The organism is Nocardia brasiliensis (assembly GCF_042691675.1).
GTDB lineage: Bacteria > Actinomycetota > Actinomycetes > Mycobacteriales > Mycobacteriaceae > Nocardia > Nocardia brasiliensis_D.
In genome coordinates, this window is the sequence record NZ_CP170507.1 from 6,149,107 (window position 1) to 6,172,367 (window position 23,261).

The 23,261-nt window shown below is 66.0% G+C and carries 23 protein-coding genes; 10 read left to right on the top strand and 13 right to left on the bottom strand.

What is annotated here, in order from left to right; all coding sequences use genetic code 11:
- The first annotated feature begins 92 nt into the window (after nt 1-92).
- Complete coding sequence (locus ACFK0J_RS28305) at nt 93-593, top strand: hypothetical protein (protein ID WP_378732427.1); 501 nt, start codon at nt 93-95, stop codon at nt 591-593.
- Here the strand turns inward: ACFK0J_RS28305 and ACFK0J_RS28310 are convergent, their stop codons facing one another.
- Both ACFK0J_RS28310 and ACFK0J_RS28315 read right to left on the bottom strand, forming a co-directional pair.
- Nucleotides 594-1,046 (bottom strand): DUF4254 domain-containing protein, encoded by a 453-nt coding sequence (locus tag ACFK0J_RS28310; RefSeq protein ID WP_378732429.1) that lies wholly within the window; start codon nt 1,044-1,046, stop codon nt 594-596. It lies immediately after the preceding gene.
- A 345-nt stretch (nt 1,047-1,391) separates the two neighbouring features.
- Nucleotides 1,392-2,153: an SDR family oxidoreductase gene (locus ACFK0J_RS28315; RefSeq protein ID WP_378732431.1), complete on the bottom strand. Its 762-nt coding sequence runs from the start codon at nt 2,151-2,153 to the stop codon at nt 1,392-1,394.
- Nucleotides 2,154-2,225: 72 nt separating this feature from the next.
- Between ACFK0J_RS28315 and ACFK0J_RS28320 the strand changes: the two genes are divergently transcribed.
- The 3 genes from ACFK0J_RS28320 to ACFK0J_RS28330 are packed head-to-tail and all read left to right on the top strand — an operon-like array spanning nt 2,226 to nt 4,171.
- Entirely contained in the window at nt 2,226-2,582 is a 357-nt protein-coding gene (locus tag ACFK0J_RS28320; RefSeq protein ID WP_378732433.1) for a winged helix-turn-helix transcriptional regulator, read from the top strand.
- A gap of 33 nt (nt 2,583-2,615) precedes the next feature.
- The gene (locus ACFK0J_RS28325; protein ID WP_378732435.1) at nt 2,616-3,683 is read left to right on the top strand and encodes a MerR family transcriptional regulator; all 1,068 of its coding nucleotides are present in this window, start codon (nt 2,616-2,618) and stop codon (nt 3,681-3,683) included.
- Nucleotides 3,680-4,171: a hypothetical protein gene (locus tag ACFK0J_RS28330; RefSeq protein WP_378732437.1), complete on the top strand. Its 492-nt coding sequence runs from the start codon at nt 3,680-3,682 to the stop codon at nt 4,169-4,171. The genes ACFK0J_RS28325 and ACFK0J_RS28330 overlap by 4 nt, the downstream gene beginning before the upstream one ends.
- Before the next feature lie 101 nt (nt 4,172-4,272).
- On the opposite strand, the gene ACFK0J_RS28335 is transcribed toward ACFK0J_RS28330, so the two are convergent.
- Complete coding sequence (locus tag ACFK0J_RS28335; protein WP_378732439.1) at nt 4,273-5,640, bottom strand: TIGR03118 family protein; 1,368 nt, start codon at nt 5,638-5,640, stop codon at nt 4,273-4,275.
- A 121-nt stretch (nt 5,641-5,761) separates the two neighbouring features.
- On the opposite strand from ACFK0J_RS28335, the gene ACFK0J_RS28340 reads away from it, so the two are divergent.
- Together ACFK0J_RS28340 and ACFK0J_RS28345 are read left to right on the top strand one after the other, a co-directional pair.
- Nucleotides 5,762-6,262 carry a peroxynitrite isomerase gene (locus ACFK0J_RS28340; protein ID WP_378732440.1) on the top strand — a complete coding sequence of 167 codons (501 nt, stop codon included), beginning with the start codon at nt 5,762-5,764 and terminating at the stop codon, nt 6,260-6,262.
- A gap of 463 nt (nt 6,263-6,725) precedes the next feature.
- Nucleotides 6,726-6,896 (top strand): hypothetical protein, encoded by a 171-nt coding sequence (locus tag ACFK0J_RS28345; RefSeq protein WP_378732442.1) that lies wholly within the window; start codon nt 6,726-6,728, stop codon nt 6,894-6,896.
- Here ACFK0J_RS28345 and ACFK0J_RS28350 read toward each other — a convergent pair.
- The 5 genes from ACFK0J_RS28350 to dxr form a co-directional block, all read right to left on the bottom strand.
- The gene (locus ACFK0J_RS28350; protein ID WP_378732444.1) at nt 6,890-8,698 is read right to left on the bottom strand and encodes a penicillin-binding transpeptidase domain-containing protein; all 1,809 of its coding nucleotides are present in this window, start codon (nt 8,696-8,698) and stop codon (nt 6,890-6,892) included. The genes ACFK0J_RS28345 and ACFK0J_RS28350 overlap by 7 nt on opposite strands.
- An 88-nt stretch (nt 8,699-8,786) precedes the next feature.
- Nucleotides 8,787-9,653: a GNAT family N-acetyltransferase gene (locus ACFK0J_RS28355; protein WP_378732446.1), complete on the bottom strand. Its 867-nt coding sequence runs from the start codon at nt 9,651-9,653 to the stop codon at nt 8,787-8,789.
- Between the two features lie 111 nt (nt 9,654-9,764).
- Complete coding sequence (gene ispG, locus ACFK0J_RS28360; protein WP_378732448.1) at nt 9,765-10,922, bottom strand: flavodoxin-dependent (E)-4-hydroxy-3-methylbut-2-enyl-diphosphate synthase; 1,158 nt, start codon at nt 10,920-10,922, stop codon at nt 9,765-9,767.
- Nucleotides 10,923-11,064: 142 nt separating this feature from the next.
- Nucleotides 11,065-12,267, bottom strand: coding sequence for a M50 family metallopeptidase (locus ACFK0J_RS28365; protein WP_378732450.1), 1,203 nt, complete (start codon nt 12,265-12,267; stop codon nt 11,065-11,067).
- A gap of 263 nt (nt 12,268-12,530) precedes the next feature.
- A complete protein-coding gene (gene dxr, locus ACFK0J_RS28370; RefSeq protein ID WP_378732452.1) occupies nt 12,531-13,670 on the bottom strand; it encodes a 1-deoxy-D-xylulose-5-phosphate reductoisomerase in 1,140 nt (379 codons plus the stop codon).
- A gap of 177 nt (nt 13,671-13,847) precedes the next feature.
- Here dxr and ACFK0J_RS28375 point away from each other — a divergent pair, with 177 nt between their 5' ends.
- Nucleotides 13,848-14,117, top strand: a complete 270-nt coding sequence (locus ACFK0J_RS28375) for a DUF2631 domain-containing protein (RefSeq protein WP_378732454.1) — start codon at nt 13,848-13,850, stop codon at nt 14,115-14,117.
- Nucleotides 14,118-14,248: 131 nt separating this feature from the next.
- The gene (locus tag ACFK0J_RS28380; protein ID WP_378732456.1) at nt 14,249-14,566 is read left to right on the top strand and encodes a hypothetical protein; all 318 of its coding nucleotides are present in this window, start codon (nt 14,249-14,251) and stop codon (nt 14,564-14,566) included.
- Between the two features lie 1,051 nt (nt 14,567-15,617).
- Here the strand turns inward: ACFK0J_RS28380 and ACFK0J_RS28385 are convergent.
- From ACFK0J_RS28385 to ACFK0J_RS28395, 3 genes are all read right to left on the bottom strand, one after another.
- Entirely contained in the window at nt 15,618-15,887 is a 270-nt protein-coding gene (locus tag ACFK0J_RS28385) for a hypothetical protein (RefSeq protein WP_378732458.1), read from the bottom strand.
- Nucleotides 15,884-16,450: an RNA polymerase sigma factor gene (locus tag ACFK0J_RS28390; protein WP_378732460.1), complete on the bottom strand. Its 567-nt coding sequence runs from the start codon at nt 16,448-16,450 to the stop codon at nt 15,884-15,886. Before ACFK0J_RS28390 ends, ACFK0J_RS28385 begins: the two co-directional genes overlap by 4 nt.
- Before the next feature lie 359 nt (nt 16,451-16,809).
- Nucleotides 16,810-17,751, bottom strand: coding sequence for a LysR family transcriptional regulator (locus tag ACFK0J_RS28395; protein WP_378732462.1), 942 nt, complete (start codon nt 17,749-17,751; stop codon nt 16,810-16,812).
- 36 nt (nt 17,752-17,787) lie between these two features.
- Between ACFK0J_RS28395 and ACFK0J_RS28400 the strand changes: the two genes are divergently transcribed.
- Complete coding sequence (locus ACFK0J_RS28400) at nt 17,788-18,201, top strand: DUF5997 family protein (RefSeq protein WP_378732464.1); 414 nt, start codon at nt 17,788-17,790, stop codon at nt 18,199-18,201.
- Nucleotides 18,202-18,467: 266 nt separating this feature from the next.
- Here the strand turns inward: ACFK0J_RS28400 and ACFK0J_RS28405 are convergent, their stop codons facing one another.
- Both ACFK0J_RS28405 and ACFK0J_RS28410 read right to left on the bottom strand, forming a co-directional pair.
- Nucleotides 18,468-19,595 (bottom strand): hypothetical protein, encoded by a 1,128-nt coding sequence (locus ACFK0J_RS28405; RefSeq protein WP_378732466.1) that lies wholly within the window; start codon nt 19,593-19,595, stop codon nt 18,468-18,470.
- Between the two features lie 125 nt (nt 19,596-19,720).
- A complete protein-coding gene (locus tag ACFK0J_RS28410) occupies nt 19,721-20,572 on the bottom strand; it encodes an inositol monophosphatase family protein (RefSeq protein ID WP_378732468.1) in 852 nt (283 codons plus the stop codon).
- Between the two features lie 273 nt (nt 20,573-20,845).
- Here ACFK0J_RS28410 and ACFK0J_RS28415 point away from each other — a divergent pair, with 273 nt between their 5' ends.
- Nucleotides 20,846-22,783, top strand: coding sequence for a UvrD-helicase domain-containing protein (locus ACFK0J_RS28415; protein ID WP_378732470.1), 1,938 nt, complete (start codon nt 20,846-20,848; stop codon nt 22,781-22,783).
- The last annotated feature ends 478 nt before the right edge of the window (nt 22,784-23,261 follow it).

Genomic DNA, 23,261 nt, shown 5'->3' on the forward strand with positions numbered 1-23,261 from the left:
GGATCTTGTTATCGGACAGTGCACCAGCTCACGCCGGGTTCGTCCGGATCACTAGGTGACTAGTGGCGGAGTCGTGAGTAATGTGAGCCGAGATGACCAGCATGGAAGCCCGTTTCGGTGACGCGACCCGAACCGTGCCCCTCCCCAACCCGTGGAACCTGACCACCTATCTCGCCGCCGTTGCCGCGCATCGTGGCCGCTCCATCAGCCTGCACACCGCGCCGAAGGCCATGCTGAACGAGATCGGTTGTGGCGGGGGCGGTCTGTGGGTCGCGCGCACCCACGACGACCTCATCATCTACGACGTCGACGCCACCGATCGCAATGCCGACCACATCATCCTGCACGAGGTGGGACACATGCTGCTCGGCCACGGCACCCAGGAATCGGATCGCAGCGCACCGATCCCGCCGCTGCTGGCCGTGTTGCTGCCCTCGATTTCGCCGCAGTCGATCAAACATGTGCTGGGGCGCAGTGAATTCGGCGTCGAACGGGAGCGCGAGGCGGAGGTGTTCGCCGATATGACGATGGTCTACGCGACCTTGCCGCGCCGCCGGAGCCGGTCGTTTCGGCTGTTCGGGCGCGGAAAGTAGTCACCAGCTGTCGTACGGGTCGTCGGGTAATCGCCGGATACCGATGCGTAAGTCGTCGATGAGGTCCTGGTAGCCGTCGGCCATCTCCTCTATCTGCACCCAAGCGTCGTAGAAGACCGGCTCCGGGGCGTGCGCCAGCGCGGCGAACGCCTGCGCGGTCATCCCGGCGAGCCGATCCACCATTCTGCCGACGGTTTCGGCGTGTTCGGGTGCGGCGGCCTCCGGGACCGGCGTCGCCAGCGTCACCCAGCGATCGATCGTGCGGACCAACTGGATGCGCCGCCGATCGATCTTGGCCGACTCGGCGGCCGGTGTGCGCTCCCGAGCCAGGTGCAGCTGAGCCAGTTCGCCCGCGGCCTCCAGCATCGGATGGTCGTCGTGCGGGAAGCCGCGGAAGGCGGCCAGCAGCAGATCTTTTCCGGGGATCGTACGGTCGTTGCCCGGGTAGTTCATTCAGCGCCCCCGCATGGCGGCGCGGCCGCACGTCCCGGCCCTCGGACGGTGCCGCGTACCGCACCTTGCCGCAGCACATTCCGTACCTGGCACACAACGATAGCGTGAACGAGACTTCCCCCCTCCACGTCGATTTCACCCACTTCCGGTCATCCAACACGCCCTCGATCGCTGCCTCCCCACCAGCCCGCCGTTGCGTCGATTCGGCCACGGCAAACCCTGAGTGACCACACCTTAATGTGCCACTCGGAACTAATAACCTGCGGCTATGCCCAACCGAGGCAGCGCAGCGACCGATCCCGACGAGTCGGGCAATCGCGCTCGCGGCGGGCGCGACCGCATCGGCTATACCGAGAGCGATCTGTCCGCGAGCAGATAGTCCGGGCCGCCCACGTAGACGGTGTGCCCGGATTCGCCCGGACCGCTGGTGGCGTCGGCTACCGCGGTGGCGAATTCCGGGATGGTCGGCAGGGCGGCGTGATCGCGGCGGGCCGCCACCGCGTCCGGATTCCGGCGTTCGAGGAGCTGGACGATGATCGTGCCGTCGATCATGTCGCCGGAGACGATGTGCAGGGGAATGTTTCGCGCAGTGAGTTCGGGGATCATCGCACGAAGGGCGTCTTCGCCCGCGCGTTTACTCGCCGCGATGGGTTCGTACTCGGCGGGGACCGGTTTGCGCCCGTGGAAGTGGGCCTGGTGGCTGGTGACGAAGACGATGCGGGCACCGGAAGGCATGTGCGGCAAGCACAATCGGACCAAGCGGGTCTGGGCGTCGCGGTTGATCGACATGGCGTAGTCGGGGGCGGCGTTGCGTTCCAGGCCACCGGAGGCGTTGAGGACGAGGACGTCGAGGCGGCCGAATTCCGCGATGATGCCGTCGATGAGGGTGCGCGTGGCGTCCGCGTCGGCGATGTCCGCGCCCGCGGTGGACGCGCTGCCGCCCGCGGCGCCGATCTCGTCGGCGATCGCTGTGGCGCGCTTCAGCTTTTCGCGATAGTTGATGATCACGTGATCGCCGCGGGCGGCCAGGATGCGCGCCGTTTCGGCGCCGATGCCGCGGGAGGCACCCGTGATCAGCACGATTCGCTGTCCGGCTGGTTCGCCCACCGTTTTCCTCTCGATCGCGGACCCGTGGCCCGGCGGATTGCTTCTAATTCAGAATCACTATGGTAGTTCTAAATGAGAAGTGCAAGCGGAGCGAAGCCGCCCAACGGCCGGGTCGAGCCGGCGAACGCGCCGGTCCTGGCCGCGATGGAACTGCTGGGTCAGCGATGGATGCTGCGCGTGCTGTGGGAGCTGGAACCAGGCAGGCTGGGGTTCCTCGAATTGCGGCGGCGCATGGACAACTGCTCCTCCAGCATGCTTTCGGTACGCCTACAGCACCTGCAGAGCGCGGGCCTGATCGTGAAGAACGCGGACAAGTCCTACGAACTCACCACCGCGGGAACAGAACTCAGCACTGCCCTGCACGCCGTCTGGGATTGGTCGCGGCGGTGGGGAGCGGCACTCACCGATCCGAACGACGGAACGGTTTGACCTTCCGCCTACCTGAGACTTCATGATGGCCGGGTGGCAGAGTCCGAAGAGTTGATCACGATAGGCGTGCTGGCGCGGGCCAGTGGGCTCACGGCGAGTGCGCTGCGGTTCTACGACGACTGCGGGCTACTCGTCCCCGCCCGGGTCGATCCGCTCACCGGCTATCGCTATTACACCGAAGGCCAGCGGGAACGTGCGGCACTGATCCGTCGACTGCGGGAGATCGAGGTACCGCTCGAGTCGATCTCGGACATCCTGTCCGGCGATACCGGACGCGCTGAACGGCTGTTGGACGAGCACGTCGACGAGCTGCGGCGCAAGGCAGCGGAGGCCGCGCTCGTTGCCGAGGCGATCAAGCACACGCTAGGCGCCGGGTCGACAGGTCATCGGGTCGCCGTGCCCGCCGCACTGTTGGCGGCGGCATTCGAGCAGGTGCGGGCCGCTGCGGCGGGCCACCGCGAAATACCGGTTCTCGCAGGCATTCTGCTGGAGGCGAGCGCGAATTCGCTGACGCTCACCGCCACCGATCGGTACCGGCTCTCGACCCGGACAGTGGTGTCGCGGAATCGAAACGGAGACGACTGGTCGCTGGTTGTCGACGCGGGCGATCTCACTCCGGTGCTCGACTGGCTCCGTCAGCTGAATGAAATCGTCGTGGCGCCAACGGATCAGGGTCTACTGTTCGCCGGTGACGGGGTCGAGCGCCGTTGCCGGGTGATCGATGAACCGTTTCCCGACTATCGAGCGGTGCTTTCGGGGCTCGCACCGGTACGGACGCGCGTGGTGACGTCCCGCAGGCCGTTGCTCGCCGTCCTCGAAAACAACACGACCACAGTGCTGTTCGAGGTCGACCGCACCGGTCTCACGGTGTCCGGCGGTAACCGCCGAGAGCACCTGTCCGCCACGGTCACCGGTTCCGAGATCGATCTGTCTTTCGATGTCACGACGCTGCTCCCCGCGATCCACACCGCGCTGGGCCCGGATCTCATGTTCGACATCTCAGCGGCGGACCAGCCCGTCGTCCTGCGCTCCGCCACCGACGGCGACCTCACCACGCTGGCCATGCCGACCCAACCGACAGATAGGACCACACGCGCATGACAGACGACACCATGGCGGCCATCACCCGCGCGGTAGGACTGGGCCACGAAGGACAACCGGACGCAGCCCGCGCCGCCTTGCTCGCACTGTGGAAAAGCCTTGGCCCGCAGGGTGATCCATTACACCGCTGCACTCTCGCCCACTACCTCGCCGACCTGCACGACGATGCGGCCGAAGCACTCACCTGGGATATCCGTGCCCTCGACGCCGCCGACTCCTTGTCCAACGATCGTGCCCAGCAATACGACTCGTCCCTGGACGTCCGTGGCTTCTACCCGTCCCTGCACCTCAACCTGGCCGACAACTACCGCAGACTGCGCTCCTTCACCGCCGCCCAGCGCGAAATCGCCGCCGCCCGAGCCACCCTGCACACCCTCCCCGACTCCCCTTACAGCACAACCGTTCGCACCGCGGTCGACGAAGTGGCAAACGCGATCCAAGCCCAGGACCCCAGCCCCCGACCCTCCGCTCCCACCGGCGGCCGATAACGCCGCCGAGCGGGACATCGCTGAGCCAATGTGCGAGAGCGGCCTCAGCCAGGCCCCCGCTCGGCAGTCGGGATCAGTGTGGGGGGCGTCGATGGCGGGATCTATTTCAGCCGGAGCTTGCCGAACAGGCCGTCCTTCTCGTCGTCCGGGCCCGCCGTGAAGTACAGCGAGTCGGCATCACCAAGACTTTCGCCGTTGCCGAACATGAGTGCCCAGAGTCCTTCGATCGCCACCGGCTTACCGTCGGTGTCGCGCAGGTAGTCGACGAACTTGCCGGTGGCGTCATCGAAGGCGAGGACGTAGCCCGCGCCGCCGAAGTTGCCGATCAGCAGTTTGCCGCTGAGCGGGCCGAAGCCTGCGGGGGCGATGGTGACGGCCCAGGGGGCGTTGAAGCGCTGATCGCCGTCGATGACGCGGATCAGCTTGCCGTCGGCGTCGAACTCGGCGACCTTGCCCTTGTCCGGCTTGCCCTTGGCGTCCTTCTCCTGGTCCTTGTCCAGCGAATCCTCCTCGCCGGCATCGAGCCTGGCCGGGTCCGCCTCGTCCGGTTTGGTGGTCGCGTAGGCGACGAACACTCGGTTGCCGATGGTGGACACGTTGAACGGGGCGGGATCGCCCGGCTCGACCCTCTTGCCCTTGTCGGGCGCGGCAGGGTCGACCGCGTCGCCGGTGGCGAACGGGTTGGCGAAGCCGGTGGTCGGGATCAGCTGCCAGTTCTTGTCCAGGGTGCGCACCTGCGGGTCCGCGCCGAAATCGGCGGCGAGCAGCTTGTCACCGGACGGGGTGAGTGCGATGCCGAAGAACTGCATGCCCTGCGGCTCGCCGTCGAACATCAGATTGGCCGGTCCGTCGTGCCGGACGATTCGGCCGTCGGCGGCCTGCTCGGTCCAGCCGGAGATCTTGCCGGAGTCGGTGGCGAAGATGAACCGCGCCGACCCGGTGAGCAGCTGTTGCGCCCCGTCCACCTCGACCGGCTGATCGCGCACCGCGAACAGGTCGGAGGTGATCGGCGCCGGGTTGAACAGCACACCGGTGGTCTTGCCGGTGCTGTTGTCGGAGATATCGGCGTCGGCACCGGGGATGGTGACGATCTTCAGCGGATCCTGGAACAGCTTCTGCACCTTCGGGTCCGCCGACGCGGTGACATCGCCGACGAATTGGAACGACTTGCCGCCCGCGCCGACCCAGAAGTGTCCGCCCGCGCCCTTCGGCCGGTCGGCCAGGCCCCAGGCGTTCACCATGTCGGGGAAGGTGAACTCGGCGTGATACTCGGCATCATTGGCAGCCAGGTTGGTCTGCGCGTACCGGTTGCCGTCGAGAGCACGGACCTCGTCGTCGGCGGGCTTCGAATTCGAGCAGGCGGCGGCGACCACCAGGGCGGCGCCGAGCACCGATACGCGCAGCAGACCACGCCTCGTCCGCGGCCGCCACGCGCCGGTCCGGCGCGACTCGCTCCAGTGTTCGTTCAACGTCTTGATTCCTTTCCGACCGAACCACCGCGCTCGGCAATTAGGCGACGCTAACCTTAACCTGTACTGAATTCGTCAGTATGTGAACACCCCGAGAACCAACAGGTTTAGGCTGTGCGCCGTGGTCGAACCCCAACCGCCAATCGCGCCCCATCCCAACATCGCCCCCTTGGCCCCGCTGCTCGGCACCTGGCGTGGCAACGGACACGGCGAATACCCGACCATCCAGCCCTTCGATTACCTGGAGGAAGTCCGGTTCGGCCATCTCGGCCGCCCGTTCCTCACCTACCGGCAGCGCACGCGCGCCGCCGACGACGGCCGCCCGATGCACGCCGAAACCGGCTACCTGCGCTGCCCGCGCCCGGACCGGGTCGAATTGATCTTGGCGCACCCCACCGGCATCACCGAAATATGTGAAGGCGCACTGAATGTCGCCGACGGCGCCCTGCACATGGAATTCGACTCCACCAGCATCGGCCGCACCAGCACCGCGAAACGCGTTACCGCCCTTGGCCGGACATTTCAATTGAAGGGCGACACCATCGATTACACGTTGCGCATGGCGGCGGTAGGCGAGCCACTGCAACACCATCTCGCCGCCACATTGCGCCGGGTGGAATAGGGCGAGCCTCGGTTCTCTTTTCGAGCACCCTCGGCCTCTTCGATGGCCGACTATCGCCGCCGAGGACGCCGTCGATGACCACTCGGGCACGCCAGGGCGATGGCCGACTCCGAGTCGCTGACCTCGGATTACCCGCCGAATTCCGAAGACCCTCCACTATCCAGCGGTCGATTCGCAACTTTATATGGCCGAAGGCCTCGCATGCCGTAGTTGTTTCACTATCGCCGAATTCCCTGGAATCCCGAGTTGCGTGGCGCGTAATCTCACCTTCGAGATCATGAAATGTGATCGGCAGCACATTTCCACCGGAATGTGCCATGCCCCACTTGCCCTTGTTCCGTGAATCGATCCCGGTTTACGGTTCGGAAGTCAGCAAACTTCCAGACAACTTCGGGAAGCGACCTCTTCGCGGAGCAGCTAGAACCTTCCCCCGTCGACACCCCTGACCCGAGGGAGCCGAACAATGAAGCGTTCCACCACCATTCTGGCCAGCGTGGCAATCATCCTCGGTGGCGCCGCGACCGCTCAGATCCTCGACGGCGGCGACACCGGCGCCCTGATCATCGAGACCGGCCCCGGCAGCGCGCCGGCCAGCAACCAGGTAGCCGCCTCGCCCGACGGCACCCCTCAGTAGCCGGGCGGCAGCGCGGCGACCATGTCGCGACTGACCGCCACCGCATTGTCGGAACTGCCGCCCTTGACGAGCAGCGTCGCGAACGCGATATCCCCGCGATAGCCGACGAACCACGAGTGCGACCCACCGTCGACCTCGGCCTCGCCCGTCTTGCCGTACACCTCACCCTGATCGGCGATCCGCTCCGCGGTGCCGCCGGTGACCACCCTGCGCATCATCGCCCGCAGCCCGTTGATCACCTGCGGCGGGAGATCGGGCTGCGCTCCGTCGACCGTCGTGGTGCGCCCCGCGATCAGATAGGGCACCGGCACCGAACCACGCGCGATGGTGGCCGCCATCAACGCCATCCCGAGCGGACTGACCACCACCTTGCCCTGGCCGATGCCGTCTTCGGTGCGCTGGATCAGCTGGTCGGACGGCGGCACCGAGCCGGAGAAGGTCGGCAGCCCCGCCACCGTATAGCCCGGCCCCACACCGAGTTTCGCGGCTGCCACGGATAGCGCGTCGCCCGGCAGCCTGCTCGCCACATTGGCGAACGAGGTATTGCAGGACCGCTCGTAGGCCGTGATCATCGGCACGTCACCGACCGTGAACAGGTTGTAGTTGGGAATCGTGCGGTCCCCGATGATGATCCGGCTCGGGCAGGGCAGCACCGTGTCGGGCGTGGCGAGGCCGGTCGACATCGCGGCGGCCGCGGTCACCGTCTTGAACACCGAACCCGGCGGATACTGGCCGATGGTGGCGACCGGGCCGTCCCGATCGGCCGCCTTGTTCTGCGCGATCGCCAGGATCGCGCCGGTGGACGGGCGAAGCACCACCATCATGGTCTGCTCTTCGCGCAGGTCGACGGCGCGTTGCGCGGCATTCTGCACATAGCGATCCACGCTGAGCGAGAACGACGGTGCCGGTTGCGACGGCACCTCGGTGAGCACATCGGTGTCGGCGCCGTTGGCGTTCATGGTGACCACGCTCCAGCCCGCCTTGCCGTCCACCTCGGCGATCACTGTCTTGCGGACCTGAGCGAGCAGGTCGGGTGCGAACGCTCGGTCGGTGGGAACCAAGTCCCACTCCGCGGTCACCACCACGCCGGGCAGGCCGATGAGATCGATACTCACCTGGTCGAATTCGTTCTCGCTGAGCAACGCGACGGTGTAGGGGCCCGCCGCTGCGGTGGCTGCCTTCAGGACGGATTCGGCGGTGAGCTGCGGATCGAATCGACTCAGCGCCGCGGCCAGCGCGGTCGCCACCGAGCCGGGGTCGGCGGCGTTCGCCGCGGTGAACGAGACCCGGGAAACCTTGCCCGGCACCAGCACATCGCTGCCCGCCTGCTCGTTCACCCGGGCCCGGGGTGCCGGATTGGATCGCAGCGACAAGGTCTGGGTGTCACCGAGATTGGGGTGGATATTCGACGAGGTCCACCGGACCATCCAGCGGCCACCGCTGCGGCCCATCTGCAGCTGTCCGGTATAGCGCCAGGTCCGGTCCTTGGGCAGCCGCCACTCATAGGTGTAATCGACCGTCGCGGTGTCGCCGGTGACCCGGGACGAGCCGATGCGGGCCGTGAGCTTTTCGGCCTGTAACCGGTCCCAGGCGGAACGCAATGCGGCACCGGCTTTTTCGGGCTGATTGGTGAGCTCGGCCGCGGCGGTCAGATCGTGCTCCGCGAACGCCTCCACGAAGGCGTCGGCCGCGGGCACCGGCCCCTGCGATCCGTGCGCGCAACCGGCGGCGGACAGCGCGAGCAGGGCGACGGTCAGCGTGGCGAGAAGCGGTTTTCTCAGCGGATCAATCCTCGTCGACATCGTCACCGATGGTAGTAGCCAACGCTGAGCAAACCTCTGCGCCGCACCGTGTTTCTTTCCACTGAACCAGTTTTCAGCGCAGGCGGGATCAGTCGAGCAGGATCGTGGAGAACGTGGCGATCTGCCGGAAGCCGACGCGGCTGTAGGCGCGGCGCGCAACCTCGTTGTAGTCGTTCACGTACAAGCTGGCGGTGCGACCGGACGCCACCACCGCGTTGGCGATGGCGGCCGTGCCCGCGGTACCCAGTCCGGTGCCGCGATGTTCCGGATGCACCCAGACGCCTTGGATCTGGCCGGTGCGCCGGGACAGCGAGCCGACCTCGGCCTTGAACACGACCTCGCCGTCCTCGAAACGCGCCCAGGCACGGCCGGATTCGATCAGGCTGTGGATGCGGCGCCGGTAGCCGCGGCCGCCGTCACCGGCGCGGGGATCCACGCCGACTTCCTCGATGAACATGGCGATCGCGGCGCACAGGTAGCGATCGATTTCGTCAGGCCGCACCCTGCGAACATTCGGGTCGGGGGTGGCCAGCGGCGGTTGCGCGAGGGCGAGCAGCGGTTGTTCGCCGCGCAGTTCCCGCTCGGGACCCCAGTGGTCGGCCAGCATCTCCCATAACGGCAACGCCAGTTCGCGGCGCCCGACCACCGAGGACGCGATGCGCGGCCACCGGATCGCCCGGTCCGCGAACGCCCGCAGCGCGTCGTGATCCCCGCGCAACGGGACCAGATTCGCACCGGAGAAACACAGCGACTCAGCAGGGCCGCCTCGACTCCACAGTTCACCCTGCCCACATCGGGCTGTGTCCAGCCCGAATTCCTGGAGCCGGGCGGCGACCATGCACGAGGCCACCGGATCGGCATCCAGAACGCGTAGGACCTGCCCCAGGTCCCGGTTCGCGAGCTGCCGCGCGGGAATGTACTTCGCCCTACGCGTCGGCTCCAGCAGACTCCGCACGTTGCTAGCCTGCCACGAATATCGGCGATGTGGTACGGCTATGCCGAACGCAACAGTTCGGGGGTTACCCGTCTAGGACTACCGCTCAGCCGCGCCGGACCGAGCAGCCGCTCAACTGACTGTGACTACGGGCTCGCCCGCACCTGCCGCCTCGCCCATTTCCTCGGCGATGCGCAGCGCCTCTTCGATCAGGGTCTCCACGATCATCGCCTCCGGCACGGTCTTGATGACCTCACCCTTCACGAAGATCTGGCCCTTGCCGTTGCCGGACGCGACACCGAGATCGGCTTCCCGCGCCTCGCCGGGACCGTTGACCACGCAACCCATCACGGCCACGCGCAACGGCACCTCCATGCCCTCCAGCCCGGCACTGACCGCGTTGGCCAGGCTGTACACGTCCACCTGGGCGCGGCCACAGGACGGGCAGGACACGATTTCCAGCTTGCGCGGGCGCAGGTTCAGCGACTGCAGGATCTGATCGCCGACCTTGATCTCCTCGGCGGGCGGCGCGGACAACGAGACGCGGATGGTGTCGCCGATGCCCTCGGACAGCAGCGCACCGAACGCCACCGCGGACTTGATGGTGCCCTGGAACGCCGGACCGGCTTCGGTGACGCCCAGGTGCAGCGGGTAGTCGCTGCGCGCGGCCAGCTGCCGGTAGGCCTCCACCATGACCACCGGGTCGTTGTGCTTGACCGAGATCTTGATGTCGCCGAACCCGTGGTCCTCGAACAGGCTCGCCTCCCACAGCGCGGATTCCACCAGCGCCTCCGGGGTGGCCTTGCCGTACTTCTCCAGCATCCGCTTGTCCAGCGAACCGGCGTTGACGCCGATGCGGATCGGGATGCCCGCGGCGGCCGCGGCCTTGGCGACCTCGCCGACCCGGCCGTCGAATTCCTTGATGTTGCCAGGGTTCACCCGCACCGCGGCACAGCCCGCGTCGATGGCCGCGAAGATGTAGCGCGGCTGGAAGTGGATGTCGGCGATCACCGGGATCTGGCTCTTGCGCGCGATCGTTGCCAGCGCGTCCGCGTCTTCCTGACGCGGACACGCCACCCGCACGATGTCGCAGCCCGAAGCGGTGAGCTGCGCGATCTGCTGCAGGGTGGCGTTGATGTCGTGGGTCTTGGTGGTGGTCATCGACTGCACGGAGATCGGGTGATCACTTCCGACCCCGACATTGCCCACCATCAACTGGCGAGTCTTGCGTCGAGGAGCGAGAACGGCCGCGGGAGCGGCGGGCATCCCCAATCCGATTGTGCTGGTCACCTTCGGCTGCCTACTTTCGTACGTACATTCCGGGCCGTTCGCCATCCGAGCTTAGTCGCGCGCGCCGAACGACCACCCTGTGACGCCCATGACAACGTGCTGTCCCCAGTGCCCCGCGACAGGGTACCGCGTCGCGGGAAACTCAGGGGAACAGGCGGATCGGATTGACGATGTCGGCGACCAACGTGAGCACCATGTAGGCGCCGCCGATCACCACCGCGACGTACGTCACGGGTAATAGCTTCAGATAGTCCACCGGCGCGCCGGGCGCGAGGCCCTTCCAGCCGCGGATGGTGTTGCGGATCTTCTCGTACAGCACCACCGCCATGTGGCCGCCGTCCAGCGGCAACAGCGGCAGGATGTTGAAGGCGCCGAGGAAGAAGTTCAGGCTGGCCAGCACCAGGATGAACACACCCCACAGCCCACGTTCGGCGGTCTCGCCGCCGATCTTGCTCGCGCCGTACACGCTGACCGGGGTCTCCGGATCGCGCTCGCCGCCGGTCACCGCGCTCCACAGCGAGGTCACCTTCTGCGGCAGCTGCGCCAGCGATTGGAAGGTGCGCACGAACATGTCGCCGGTGAACGAGCCCGCGGCCGGGATCGCGCTCAGCACGTCGTACTGGACCGGTTCGTAGAAGTCCGCGCCGACGCCGACCGCACCCACTTCACGACCCGCGCCGCCGCCCTCCGGGTAGCGCATGACGCGTTCCGGGGTGACCGGGATGGTGAGGGTCTGGCCGTCGCGCTCGACCGTGTAGGTGAAGGGTCCGGACTGCTTCTGGGTTTCGGCCTGGAATTCCTTCCAGGTCGAGACCTTCGCGTCGTTGACCGACTTGACCACATCGCCGCGCTGCAAACCGGCGCGCTGGGCCGGGCCCGCACCGGTGCACGGCTGGGTGGTGCCGTCCGGATTCTGTTGCGGCACACAGCTCATGTTGCCGAGCGCGGTGGCCGGCGGCTGGTCGAACCGCGGCAGGCCCCAGCCGATGGCGAGGATGACCACCAGGATGTAGCCGAGCAGGAAGTTCATCGCGATGCCGCCGGACATGACGACCATCCGCTTCCAGGTGGCCTGGCGGTACATGGCGCGGTCGATTTCTTCCGGGCGCAATTCGTCGAGGGCGGTCATGCCCGCGATATCGCAGAAGCCGCCGAGTGGGAGCGCCTTGAGTCCGTATTCGGTGTCACCGCGGCGGAACGAGAACACCCTCGGCCCGAAGCCGATGAAGTACCGCCGCACCTTCATTCCGGTGGCTTGAGCGGTCCACATGTGTCCGCATTCGTGCAGCGCGATCGAAATCGTGATGCCAAGGGCGAACAGCGCGAACCCCAACGCGTAGACCATGTGTTTTGCAGCCCTCCTGCATTGCGCAGCTCGCCTCGATGAAGTGCGGCCGCCGGATCGGCCGCCCACAAACCCGGCCCGCACATCCCGTCACGGCCGCGAGCACCCCGACCACAGTAACCGGACACCGACCGGCCCTGCGTCTTCAGTGTGCCAGCCAGCGGTCGCCGGGCGCGTCCCATCCCCGCCCTTCTGGTCTTGCACACGCGTCACCGGGTCTACAGCTCCTGTGACCCGTTCGCACCGTCTGTGGGACTGCGCGGCTAGGCGTGGATGCGGGCTCGGGTGAATTCGCGGGCCCAGGTGTCGGCGGCCAGTACCTCGTCGAGCGAGTTCGGTTCTGGACGCCACTGGTCGGCGGCGTCGACGGCGGCGGCCACTGTGCGGACGATATCGGGGAAGCGGATGGCGCCGTCCAGGAAGGCTTGTACCGCAACCTCGTTGGCGGCGTTGTAGACGGCGGTGACGCTGCCGCCTGCCGCTCCGGCCCGGCGGGCCAGGTCGATCGCGGGGAAGACCTTGCTGTCCACCGGCTCGAAGGTCCAGGTGGCGGCGGTGCCGAAATCGCAGGCCGCGGCCGCGCCGGGGACGCGGTCCGGCCAGCCGAGGGCGAGTGCGATGGGCAGTTTCATGTCCGGTGGGCTGGCCTGGGCGAGGGTGGAGCCGTCGGTGAAGGTGACCATCGAGTGCACGATCGACTGCGGGTGCACGGTGACGTCGATGCGGTCGTAGGGAATGCCGAACAGCAGGTGCGTCTCGATCAGCTCGAGGCCCTTGTTGACCAGCGAGGCCGAGTTCAGCGTGTTCATCGGGCCCATGGACCAGGTCGGATGTGTCTTGGCCTCAGTGGGATTCACCGATTCCAGCATCTGGGCGGTCCAGCCGCGGAACGGGCCGCCCGACGCGGTGAGCACCAGGCGGTCCACCTCCTCGGCGCGCCCGCCGCGCAGGCATTGGGCGAGCGCGGAATGTTCCGAGTCGACCGGCACGATTTGGCCGGGCGCGGCGGCGCGAGTGACCAGCGAACCGCCCGCGACCAGCGATTCCTTATTGGCCAGCGCGAGCCGGGTGCCGGATTCCAGCGTTGCCAGGGTGGGCGCCAAGCCGAGCGAGCCGACCAACGCGTTGAGCACCACGTCGGCCTCGGTGCGGCGCACCAATTCGGTCACCGCGTCCGGGCCTGCCAGCGGCACGTCGAGTTGCTGGGCGGCGGCGGGATCGGCGAGAGCGACATTGCGCGTCCCGGTGGCCGCCATCTGCGCGGCGAACAACTCGGTATTGCCGCCGCGTGCGGCCAGGCCGACCACCTCGAACCGGTCGGGGTTGGCGGCGATCACCTCGAGCGCTTGGGTACCGATGGATCCGGTACTGCCGAGGAGCAGGACTCTCACGATGTCGGACACGGGTTCATTGTGGCCCACAAAAATGTCCGCACAGTGCTTACCCACCCCGCCGGCTGCCGTCCCCCGATCGGCGTGGCCCGACTTACAACGACGCACCGTCGTATGTCACGATAGCGAGCAGTAGTCCCTCGTGTGCGTACCGGAACCCGCGGTACCCGAACCAGCTAAGGAGCGATCGTGGCCGCCACGGAACTCGAACCCGCCAGCACCGAGCGCGGCATCGTCACTCACGTGGACACCGCCGAGGTCCCCTCCGCCGCGTGGGGCTGGAGCGGCGAGTCCCCCCGCACCTTCCGTATCGCGGGCTGGATCGTCGCGTTCTGCCTGGTCGCGATGGTCATCGGCAACCACAAGGGCCATGTCGAGGACATCTTCTTGGTCGGCTTCGCCGCCGCCATCGTGGGCATCCTGGTCCGCGACTCGTACCTGCGCCGCAAGCCGCGCTAGCCGCCTCCGCCGAATGCCCTGAGATATAACGGCTTCCGCCAATTCAGGGCGCCGACTACGGTGTGTTTTCGACAAGTCCGCGACTCGTTCGAGTCGCGGACTTTTGCCGCTGACCACACCTTGAGGACGCCATGCGCAAGAGCTTCGCCACCGCACTACTGACCGCCACCGCCACCGCTTCCCTCCTGCTTCTCCCCGCCGCCCCCGCCCACGCCCAATCCGAGGCCTGCGCCGCCGCCATAGCCGCCATCAACACCGCCGTCGACAGCTCCCCTGACGCCCAACTCGACGCGGCAACCTTGCAGTCCCTGCACTTCACCCTCACCGCCATCCCCTCCAGCGGCGCCGAACACGAAGCCATCACCGCCTTCGCAAACGCCCTAGTCGACGAAACCATCGACAACTTGGACCCCTACACCGACGAACTCAACCGAGTCTGCGCAGCCTGACCCAGCCGCCCCGAAAACCCCGCCGCCCGGGACACCACGAAGCCCTCACCCGCCCTTCGCCTCGGCCATGCCCCACTCCACGGCCGGTCTGGCGCTCCGGTGCCGGAGTGGTCAGCGCGGGTCAGTCGGCTTGCTCGGCACTGGACACCACGAAGCGCTCATGGCGGCTTGCCACACCCATGCCCCGCTCGCCCAACGGCATACCGCCGAACGGGACACCACGGAGCCCTCACTCGCGTTTCGCCTCGGCCATGTCGACGCGGTCCTGGCGTGCGCCACTCACCAAAGGGCCGCTGGCGCGCACACCACCGAGCGGGACACCACGGAGCCCTCACTCGCGTTTCGCCTCGGCCATGTCGACGCGGTCCTGGCGTGCGCCACTCACCAAAGGGCCGCTGGCGCGCACACCACCGAGCGGGACACCACAGAGCCCTCACTCGCGTTTCGCCGCAACCATGTCCCGCTCACCGAACGGCATGTCGCCGAACGGGACACCACGGAGCGCTTACTCGCGTTTCGCCTCGGCCATGTCCCACTCACCAAAAGGCCGCTGGCGCGCACGCCACCGAGCGGGACACCACAGAGCCCTCACTCGCGGTTCGCCGCAACCATGTCCCGCTCACCGAACGGCATGTCGCCGAACGGGACACCACGGAGCGCTCACTCGCGTTTCGCCTCGGCCATGTCCCACTCACCAAAAGGCCGCTGGCGCGCACGCCACCGAGCGGGGCACCACAGAGCCCTCACTCGCGGTTCGCCGCAACCATGTCCCGCTCACCGAACGGCATGTCGCCGAACGGGACACCACGGAGCGCTCACTCGCGTTTCGCCTCGGCTATGCCCCACTCGCCGAAGGGCCGCTGGCGCGCACACCACCGGACGGGACACCACGGAGCGCTCACTCGCGTTTCGCCTCGGCTATGCCCCACTCGCCGAAGGGCCGCTGGCGCGCACGCCACCGGGCGGGACATGAAGGAGCCCTCACTCGCGTTTCGCCTCGGCTGTGTCCCGCTCGACGGCCGGGCGGTGGTTCGGTGCGGGGGCCGGGTGGTTAGTTGGCTTGGTTGGTGCGGGTTAGGTGGCACTGGTCGGTTGTGCATGAGCGGCGTAACCGGCCCATCGAGATGGTTTGGATCAGGCCGATTGCCCAGCAGGTGGGGCAGCCTCGCAGGGCGATGAAGCCGAGGGGGGCGAGTAGCAGGCTTGCCATGCCGGTCCAGGGCAGTAGGGCGAATGCCCCGATCAGTGCGGCGAACCCGATGGCTCCGCGCGCCAGGTGCCGCGGCACGGAGGGGCTGGCGAAGGTCTGGTCGGTTGTCATCCTCGGCATTCCTCTCGCGGATCGAGTCCGTCGCGCAACGAGTGCTGGACGGCCGAGCGAGCTCGGTGCAACCGCGACTTCATCGCCGCGACGCTGAGACCGAGACGGTCCGCGACGATCCGGCCGCTGTACCCCTGGACATCCCGCATGATCAACACCTGTCGCTGATCGAGCGGGAGCTCCGCGATCGCCACGGCCACCCGTTCGGCTTCCAGCCGCTGCATCGCCGCCTCCTCCGCCGACACCGCCGACACCGCCGAAGCATCAGGAATCGACTCGCTGCGTCGCGCCATCAGCCGCAAACGCCGCAGACACTCGTTGCGGACAATGCGAAACATCCACGACGCCAAGGCCCCTGAGGCGCGCAGCGTTCCGATCTTGCGGTACAGGATGATCAACGCCTCCTGCGCCGCATCCTCCGCGTCTTCCGGCGTAGCACACAGGGAGTAGGCGAACCGCCGCACATGCGGATGTGTGCCGGACACCAACGCGGTAATCGACTGCACGTCCCCTGCACGTGCGGCTGCCACCAATTGTTCGTCGGGCCACATGGTTTCAGCCACGCGACTGCCTCCACCGTCGCACCACGGCCACACTGCACGCACAAACAAGCACTCCGCCGACAACAATCGCGGCAATGATCACGACAACCTCCCGATCTCGTGCCGACCTTGTTGTCGACACAAGTATGAGAGGGACTGACACCGAAAAAGGATTCACCCGCATCGTGCCGCACCTCGAGCTGGCGGCTACGCCATCGAACAGGACACCACAGAGCGCTCACAGCGGTTGCCGCAGCCATGACCGCACGCGAAAGACCCGCTGACGGGCACGCCGCCGAATGGCACACCATCGAGAGCGCGTACCACTGCTGCGCCTCGACGCGTTACCCTCGGACGGTCAGTGCCCGAGCTCCCGGCAACTAACGTCCTCGGCGCTTCACCGGCTTCTTCTTGGCTCCCGAACTCCTCGTCGGATTCGGCCGTCCGCCGGTCCGCTTGCCAGCGGACTTCTTCTGCGGCTCAGGGCTTTTGGCGCGCGCCGTCGGCGACCGAGAGCTACGCTCGGAGCGCCCTCGAACAACGCCGACGAAATCTTCGACCAAGTCACTGGTGCGGCCTGTCGGCCACGCCAAGGCGATCTCCGTATCCGCGGTATCGGTGACCGTGCGGTACACCAGGTCACGGCGCGCGTGCAGCCGGGCGATCGAGTGCGGAACGACGGCCACACCCACGCCAGCGGCCACCAGCTCAATGGCGCCCGCGACAGCGTCGAGGTCGCTGGCATCCTGCATCCGCTCGTCGGCCAAATCCGCCATGCTCACCTGGTCGAACACCGAGATCGGATGATCCTTGGGCACCACAACGACGGGCACCTCCCGATAAAGCGGAATCGCACTCATCCCGTCCCGGTCGATCGGCAGCCGGACGAAGCACAAATCCACCCGCCCCTCCCGCAACGCCGCTTCCTGCTCCCCCATCGGCACCCCCACCACCTCGAGTGGAGTATCCGGAAACCGCTCCCCCCAGATCCGCGTCCACTTCGACACCGTGACACCCGGCACAAAACCGACCCGCAACGCGGCCGGACCATCCGACGTCTCCTCGACCCCCGTCTCGTCGGACCGCGCGATCAACTCCCGCGCCTCCCGCAGCAACTCCGCGCCATCCTCGGTCAACTGAGTCGGCTGTGCCCCCGGCACAAACAGTTTCGTTCCGAGCTCCCCTTCCAGATCGATCACCGTCTGACTCAACCGCTGCCGCGAAATCTTCAACCCCTTCGCCGCCCGCGCAAAATGCAGCTCCTCGGCAACCGCGACAAACCACCGCAGCCGCGCGACATCGATCGACTCGAACCGGCTCATGCTTGGAACAGTATCGGCACCCGATACGCTGTCTCAGTGAGCCCGGACCAGAACCCGCAGATGATGAAGCCGTTGACCGCAGCCAACAAGCTCGGCATCTACCTCCCTGCGGCCCCCGAGTCCTTCCGGACCACCCCCATCTCTCGCGCCGACCTCGACGCCCTCCGCACCAACCCACCGGAGTGGCTCACCGAACTCCGGCGCACCGGCCCATTCCCCCGCGACGTCACCGCCCGCAAACTCGGCGTCTCCAATTCCGGCCTGGCCCGCGCCGAAGTCTCCGACGCCCTCACCGCCGACGAAATCACCGCCCTCCTCGCCGACCCCCCTGAGTGGTTGATCCGCGAACGCGAAAACTACGCCGAGGTGCTCAAAGAAAACGAGCGCATCGCAGCCAAGGAAGCCGAGCGCCGCGCCGCAACCAACCGACCCGCAAAGAACCGCACGTAGCGTTCTTTGCCAGTACCGGGTAGCTGATCTCGTAGCCCTTGGATCCTGAACCGAATTCCTGGCATGAGTTGGTCGCCCGGGTACTGCAGGCCCAGGGCGATTCCGCCGGGCGATACTGAAGATCGTCGTCGTGGGGCATCTTCCTGACCGTCGAGTCGACCCCGTGCCCAGTAAGGGATGCTCGGATCAGCCGACGGTGTAACTGGCGTCGGCGCGTTTCAGCGCGTGCACTCGTTGCCCGCCAACGCTCCGTGCACCAACCGACCTCACATTCCCCGAATGAACTCCCGGTAGAGGAACTTCTGGTGCAGGCTCTCCAAGGTTCCCGAATATCGGCGGAAGGGAACCAACGCGAGACGAAGTGGCCGGGTGATGGGTACCCCCGCTCCCATACCGAGTTCCGCAACCGAGGCAACGGCGTCGACCAGCGTGGCCTCTGTCTCGTTTCGCTCAGCCGATTCGAGCCCGAGCCGCCGGAGGAGCTGGTCGCGGACGCCTTCCACGTCGAGTTCTAGGCGCCGGGCTTCCTCTTCGGTGTCACAGTGCGACAGTGCTCGACGGAAGTCGACCGCTCGGGCGCGGTATTCGTCGATCCGACCGCAGATCATCTGCAGCCAACGGTCGTCGCTGAGCCGTCCTCGGTCACGCAGCGACCACAACCGACCACCCAGCAGCGGGAGCTGGTATTCCAGCATCTGCAAGCGACGGCCTCGACGAGATCCGGCGACCTTGCGGATCTCGCTGGGTATTCCGCGGACCGCGGAGATAACTTCCTCGATCGAGCTCTCAGGGACGCCCTCGTCGAAGAGATCGAACATCACCGAGAAGTCACGGCGGAGTGGATGTGGTGTGTAGGGAATGGCTTTCACCTTCGCTCGCGCCGAGTAGCGCAATGAGCGCACCAGCGTGGCGATGAGCCAGAGTTGCTGATCGCTGTCAGCGATCAGATTGCGGAACTGACCCTCCATCGCGAACGACGACGCGCGTGCCCACTGGCCGAAGGCATCGCGCTCGACACCGTCCACACCACCGATACGGGTCAGGTGATGCCCCTCGATCCTGACGTTCTCCCATTGATAGTCAGCCCATGCGGCGATGTTGGCGAGCATCCGTTGCCCGCCACCGCGCTCTTGCACTTCGCGATCGGCTCGCCGGGTTTTGTCGATGAATCGGAGCATGGTTCCGACGCCGGTTGTCTTGAGCGTTTCCATGGCGGTGCGTTCGGCCGTGACGAGGGCTGTCCCCTCTTCGGGTCCGATCGACAGCGGCACAGCGATTCCCAGCTCGAAGAGATGGCGGAGGATTCGAGGAAAGTCGCCGTAGTCGGCGGGTACGGGTTCCAACTTTTCCGGATGCGGTACGAGCACTTCGTCGAAGTAGATCAATGACTGCACCAGCTCCGCGTAGCACTGCTGCGCGAAGGGATCGCGAGGTCTGGACGGAGAGGTGTGATTCTGGGAGAGAATAAATTCCTCTGCGCTGATGAATGTCGTGACGTCCACCATGACACGATTCGACATCAACCGCTCCGGGACTCCGCCAGCAACTCGACGAACCATCGCACGCAATCCGGGTCGCCGGCGACGGTCTCTGCGAAGATCGGCTCGCGTTGGTTCAGAAACTGCTCACCGAGAGGCAGCGGGGTCGATCCGTGGCCGTCGGTGGCTGTGCGGCCCATTGCGGTGGCCAATCCGATGCCAGCGACTCCGTCCCATACCTTCTGATCGGGCCGATAGAACAGATCGAATTGATGTTCCGGAGCCTGCGTCCATGCTGCGAGGTCGATGCAGGTTCTGACCATGTCCAGGGTTTGAGACGTGGTGCGAGTCTTCATGTCACAGCCGACGGCGGCCAGGGCGATCTCGAACTTCCGGGCGGTGGAGCCCTTGCTTCGGGTGACCGACGCCCGCCTCGGTGTCGCAGCAGGTGAGAGGGCCTTTGCCGGTTCGCCGTTTACCGTCACCTCGCCGGACCAATGGATCGTGACGGGTTCGCGGTCAACGCCCAACTCGGGCGCCAAGACATACGCCGCCGTTGGCATACCGGCAACGAGAAGGCATACGACACTGCAAAATTCGCGCCCCTCGGGCGAGACGAACTCACTGGTGCCGTCGATCGGATCGATGACCCAGGTCGGTTCACCCGAACTGGACAACTCGGCCTCGTCTTCTTCCGCCACGAACCGAGACCCTGGGAAATGCCGCTGAATGGTTTGGATGATGGCCGTTTGCGTGGCGATGTCCGCCTCCGACAACAGCGTGTTGTCTTCCTTGCGGTCGACCTGTAGCGATGCGAGGTTGTGACGGTACCGACGGAGCAAGGGCAGCAGCTGTTCGTCCAGCGCTTTCCACAACGATCCGACGTCGCTCAAGGCGCCCCTCCCGCAACAGTGTTGGTCCCATGAGGGTAGCCGCTCGACCCAGCCGCCGAAGGTCGCAACCTGAATATTCGGAACGGTTCGGCCATACAGGTCCACGGACCACGGACCACGACCAGAGCACATTCTGGTAGCGGTACGACAACATTTCAGTCTTCAGTTCGGCTGGGCGGGTAACTGTTCCATTTGAAAGTGACGAACCCGCTACTCTCGCCCACTGTCGTACCTACCGTCGAAAGTTCGGCAGGGTTCGATGAAGGGGGATCGATGGTCGGCGGTGCTTCGCTGAATTGGCAGGTCAAGGTGGCCGACGCGGTACGTCGGGTACCTGGTCTCGATTCGGACCACCGGAACTTCTTCAGTGCGGCACTGCTGGAGCCGCACCGGCACCTGCTCATCCACCGCGACATGCCGCACCCGCCCAGTGACCAGGCGGATGCGCTGCTGGTCTGCCGCACCGGGATCTTCGCCCTGGTCTTCACCAACTCCGTACCCACCGAATTGAACAGGATTCGCCACCACGCCGAGACCTTGTTCGGCAATCTTTTGTTCGGACGCAGTCAGTACGCGGCGCACGACGTGCAGGTCGTGCTGTTGATTCCCAACCAGTGCAGCATCCGCGAGGACGGCCGTTTCGCCGTCGCGCAGCAGAAGCAGCTCGACCACGTCATTCGAACACGGCAACGCGAATTCCGTCCCGAACAGATCGAACGCATCGTGCGCACCGTGACCAGCCGGGCGGGGCAGTATCGGCTGCTCGACGTCGACGTGGGGACACGCTCGACCGAAGTCACCGACGATGCCCTGTACCAGCGCTCCGATGTGACCGCCTTGCAGCGAGATGCCGCACTGCGCAGGCCTTTTCGCGACTGGATGGTCTTCCTCGACCCAGACCAGCTCGATCTCGTCTCGCGAAATTATTCCGGGCCGGCCCGTTTCGCGGGACCGGCGGGCACGGGCAAAACAGTGGTCGCCCTGCATCGCATGGCCAGACACGCAAAGCGCTCGACCGGCCGACTGTTGTATACGACCTTTGTCACGACTCTGGCGGCAGCCCAAGAGACCTACTTTCGCCAATTGGCCCCAGGTACCGAGGGCAGGGTCGAGTTCGCCGGCTTGCACTCGTGGGCACTGACTTTCGTCAACCGACATGTGCCGCCGCCAGAATTGGATCCGAAGGGTGCCGACAGCGTCTTCGCGGACGTATGGGACAGCGCCAGAAGCTATTTCGAGCCCATCGAACCGCACGGATCCTATTGGCGAGAGGAGATCGATCGCGTCATCAAAGGCCGCGGCATCAACGACCTCGATGTATATCAGGGTATCGACCGCAACGGACGCAACGGCGTCACTCTGGACGCGACGCAACGACTGGCCGTCTGGGAAAAGTTGTATACGCCTTATGTGCGTGCGATGCGCAAGCGGAACATATCCGACTACAGCGATATCATCAGCATTGCGCTCGACGTGATCAAGGTCGAACCGCCTGATCCATACGACATGGTCGTTGTCGACGAGGTACAGGATGTGACCCTCGCCGGGTTGCGGCTGGCACATGCCATCGCAGGCGGCGACGGCGCGAGTCCGCTGTTACTGCTCGGCGACGGTCAGCAGCAGGTGTACGCCGGTGGTTGGCGGCTCGCCGATGCGGGAATCAGCGTTCGCGGCCGAGGTGCGGTCATGCGGGTGAATTACCGTAATCGGCGGCGTGTTTGGGCACATGCCGCCCGAATCGACGCGGTGAACTCGCTCGGCGACTTCGACAACGAACCCGTGGTCCTCCTCCAGGACGCCGACGTCATTCTTCCCGACGGAGAAGTGGTGACGTGGCGCGGGCCGAATCAGTACCTCGAAGCCGGGATCGTAGACGCCATCCGCACCTGCGGAAAGCCACTGTCGGACATTGTCATACTGACCAGAACACGATGGATGGCCGAACGACTGGCCGGGGCGCTGGACGCGGCGGGGATCCCGATCCACAGCCTGGAGGGTTACGACGGAACGCAGCGCGACGCAGTAAAGATCGGCACTGTCCACCGGGCAAAGGGCCTCGATTTCGCGGCTGTCCTGCACCCGACTGAGCCGAATCCGCCCGGGAAACTGACGGGTCCTGATCGCGATCGCGCCGAACTCGCCGCACGCCAGCAACTAGTCGCGATCACCCGGGCGAGAGACTACGTCTGGATAGGAATCAGGGAAACCTGACGGAGCGAGCTCACCACATTTCAATGCAACAGCCCCTGCGCTCAATGTTGCGATGCCGTCGACACCGCGGCAAGCAGGTCGGGATCAAATTCGATCGAGTTATCGGACTTCCGAGAGAACCCTTTCAATTAGCGCGATCGCAGCCACTCAGTGAAATTGCACAGCACCCCCGTCGGCACCGTCCTGATCACCTAGTTGCGCCCACGGAAGTTCCGAATTCCCCACTCCCACACTGGGGAGGTCCGGGCACGGTCTTTCATGTCATGATTCAACCGGTTGTCCAGACATGGCGGTAGACCGTACGGCCGTCGGCCGGGACATCCTCTCGCACAATAGTTTTCGGTTCTCGTTCGGCTGCGATCTGCGGGCTATTCGCCGCGTACAAACAGCAATATGGGTGTCGCGGTGGACGATTCGCTGACCTACCACGCGATTCAGTGCATCGGGGACCGACCAACGTCTCCATAGGGAGGACCCC

Excerpts from the sequence above, each read along its gene's own strand:
- ACFK0J_RS28415 (WP_378732470.1), top strand. The coding sequence starts at position 20,846 with ATGGTCGGCGGTGCTTCGCTGAATTGGCAGGTCAAGGTGGCCGACGCG.
- ACFK0J_RS28380 (WP_378732456.1), top strand. The coding sequence starts at position 14,249 with ATGCGCAAGAGCTTCGCCACCGCACTACTGACCGCCACCGCCACCGCT.
- ACFK0J_RS28395 (WP_378732462.1), bottom strand. The coding sequence starts at position 17,751 with ATGAGCCGGTTCGAGTCGATCGATGTCGCGCGGCTGCGGTGGTTTGTC.
- ACFK0J_RS28310 (WP_378732429.1), bottom strand. The coding sequence starts at position 1,046 with ATGAACTACCCGGGCAACGACCGTACGATCCCCGGAAAAGATCTGCTG.
- ACFK0J_RS28330 (WP_378732437.1), top strand. The coding sequence starts at position 3,680 with ATGACAGACGACACCATGGCGGCCATCACCCGCGCGGTAGGACTGGGC.
- ACFK0J_RS28320 (WP_378732433.1), top strand. The coding sequence starts at position 2,226 with ATGAGAAGTGCAAGCGGAGCGAAGCCGCCCAACGGCCGGGTCGAGCCG.
- ACFK0J_RS28350 (WP_378732444.1), bottom strand. The coding sequence starts at position 8,698 with ATGTCGACGAGGATTGATCCGCTGAGAAAACCGCTTCTCGCCACGCTG.
- ACFK0J_RS28385 (WP_378732458.1), bottom strand. The coding sequence starts at position 15,887 with ATGACAACCGACCAGACCTTCGCCAGCCCCTCCGTGCCGCGGCACCTG.
- ACFK0J_RS28345 (WP_378732442.1), top strand. The coding sequence starts at position 6,726 with ATGAAGCGTTCCACCACCATTCTGGCCAGCGTGGCAATCATCCTCGGT.
- ACFK0J_RS28365 (WP_378732450.1), bottom strand. The coding sequence starts at position 12,267 with ATGGTCTACGCGTTGGGGTTCGCGCTGTTCGCCCTTGGCATCACGATT.
- ACFK0J_RS28305 (WP_378732427.1), top strand. The coding sequence starts at position 93 with ATGACCAGCATGGAAGCCCGTTTCGGTGACGCGACCCGAACCGTGCCC.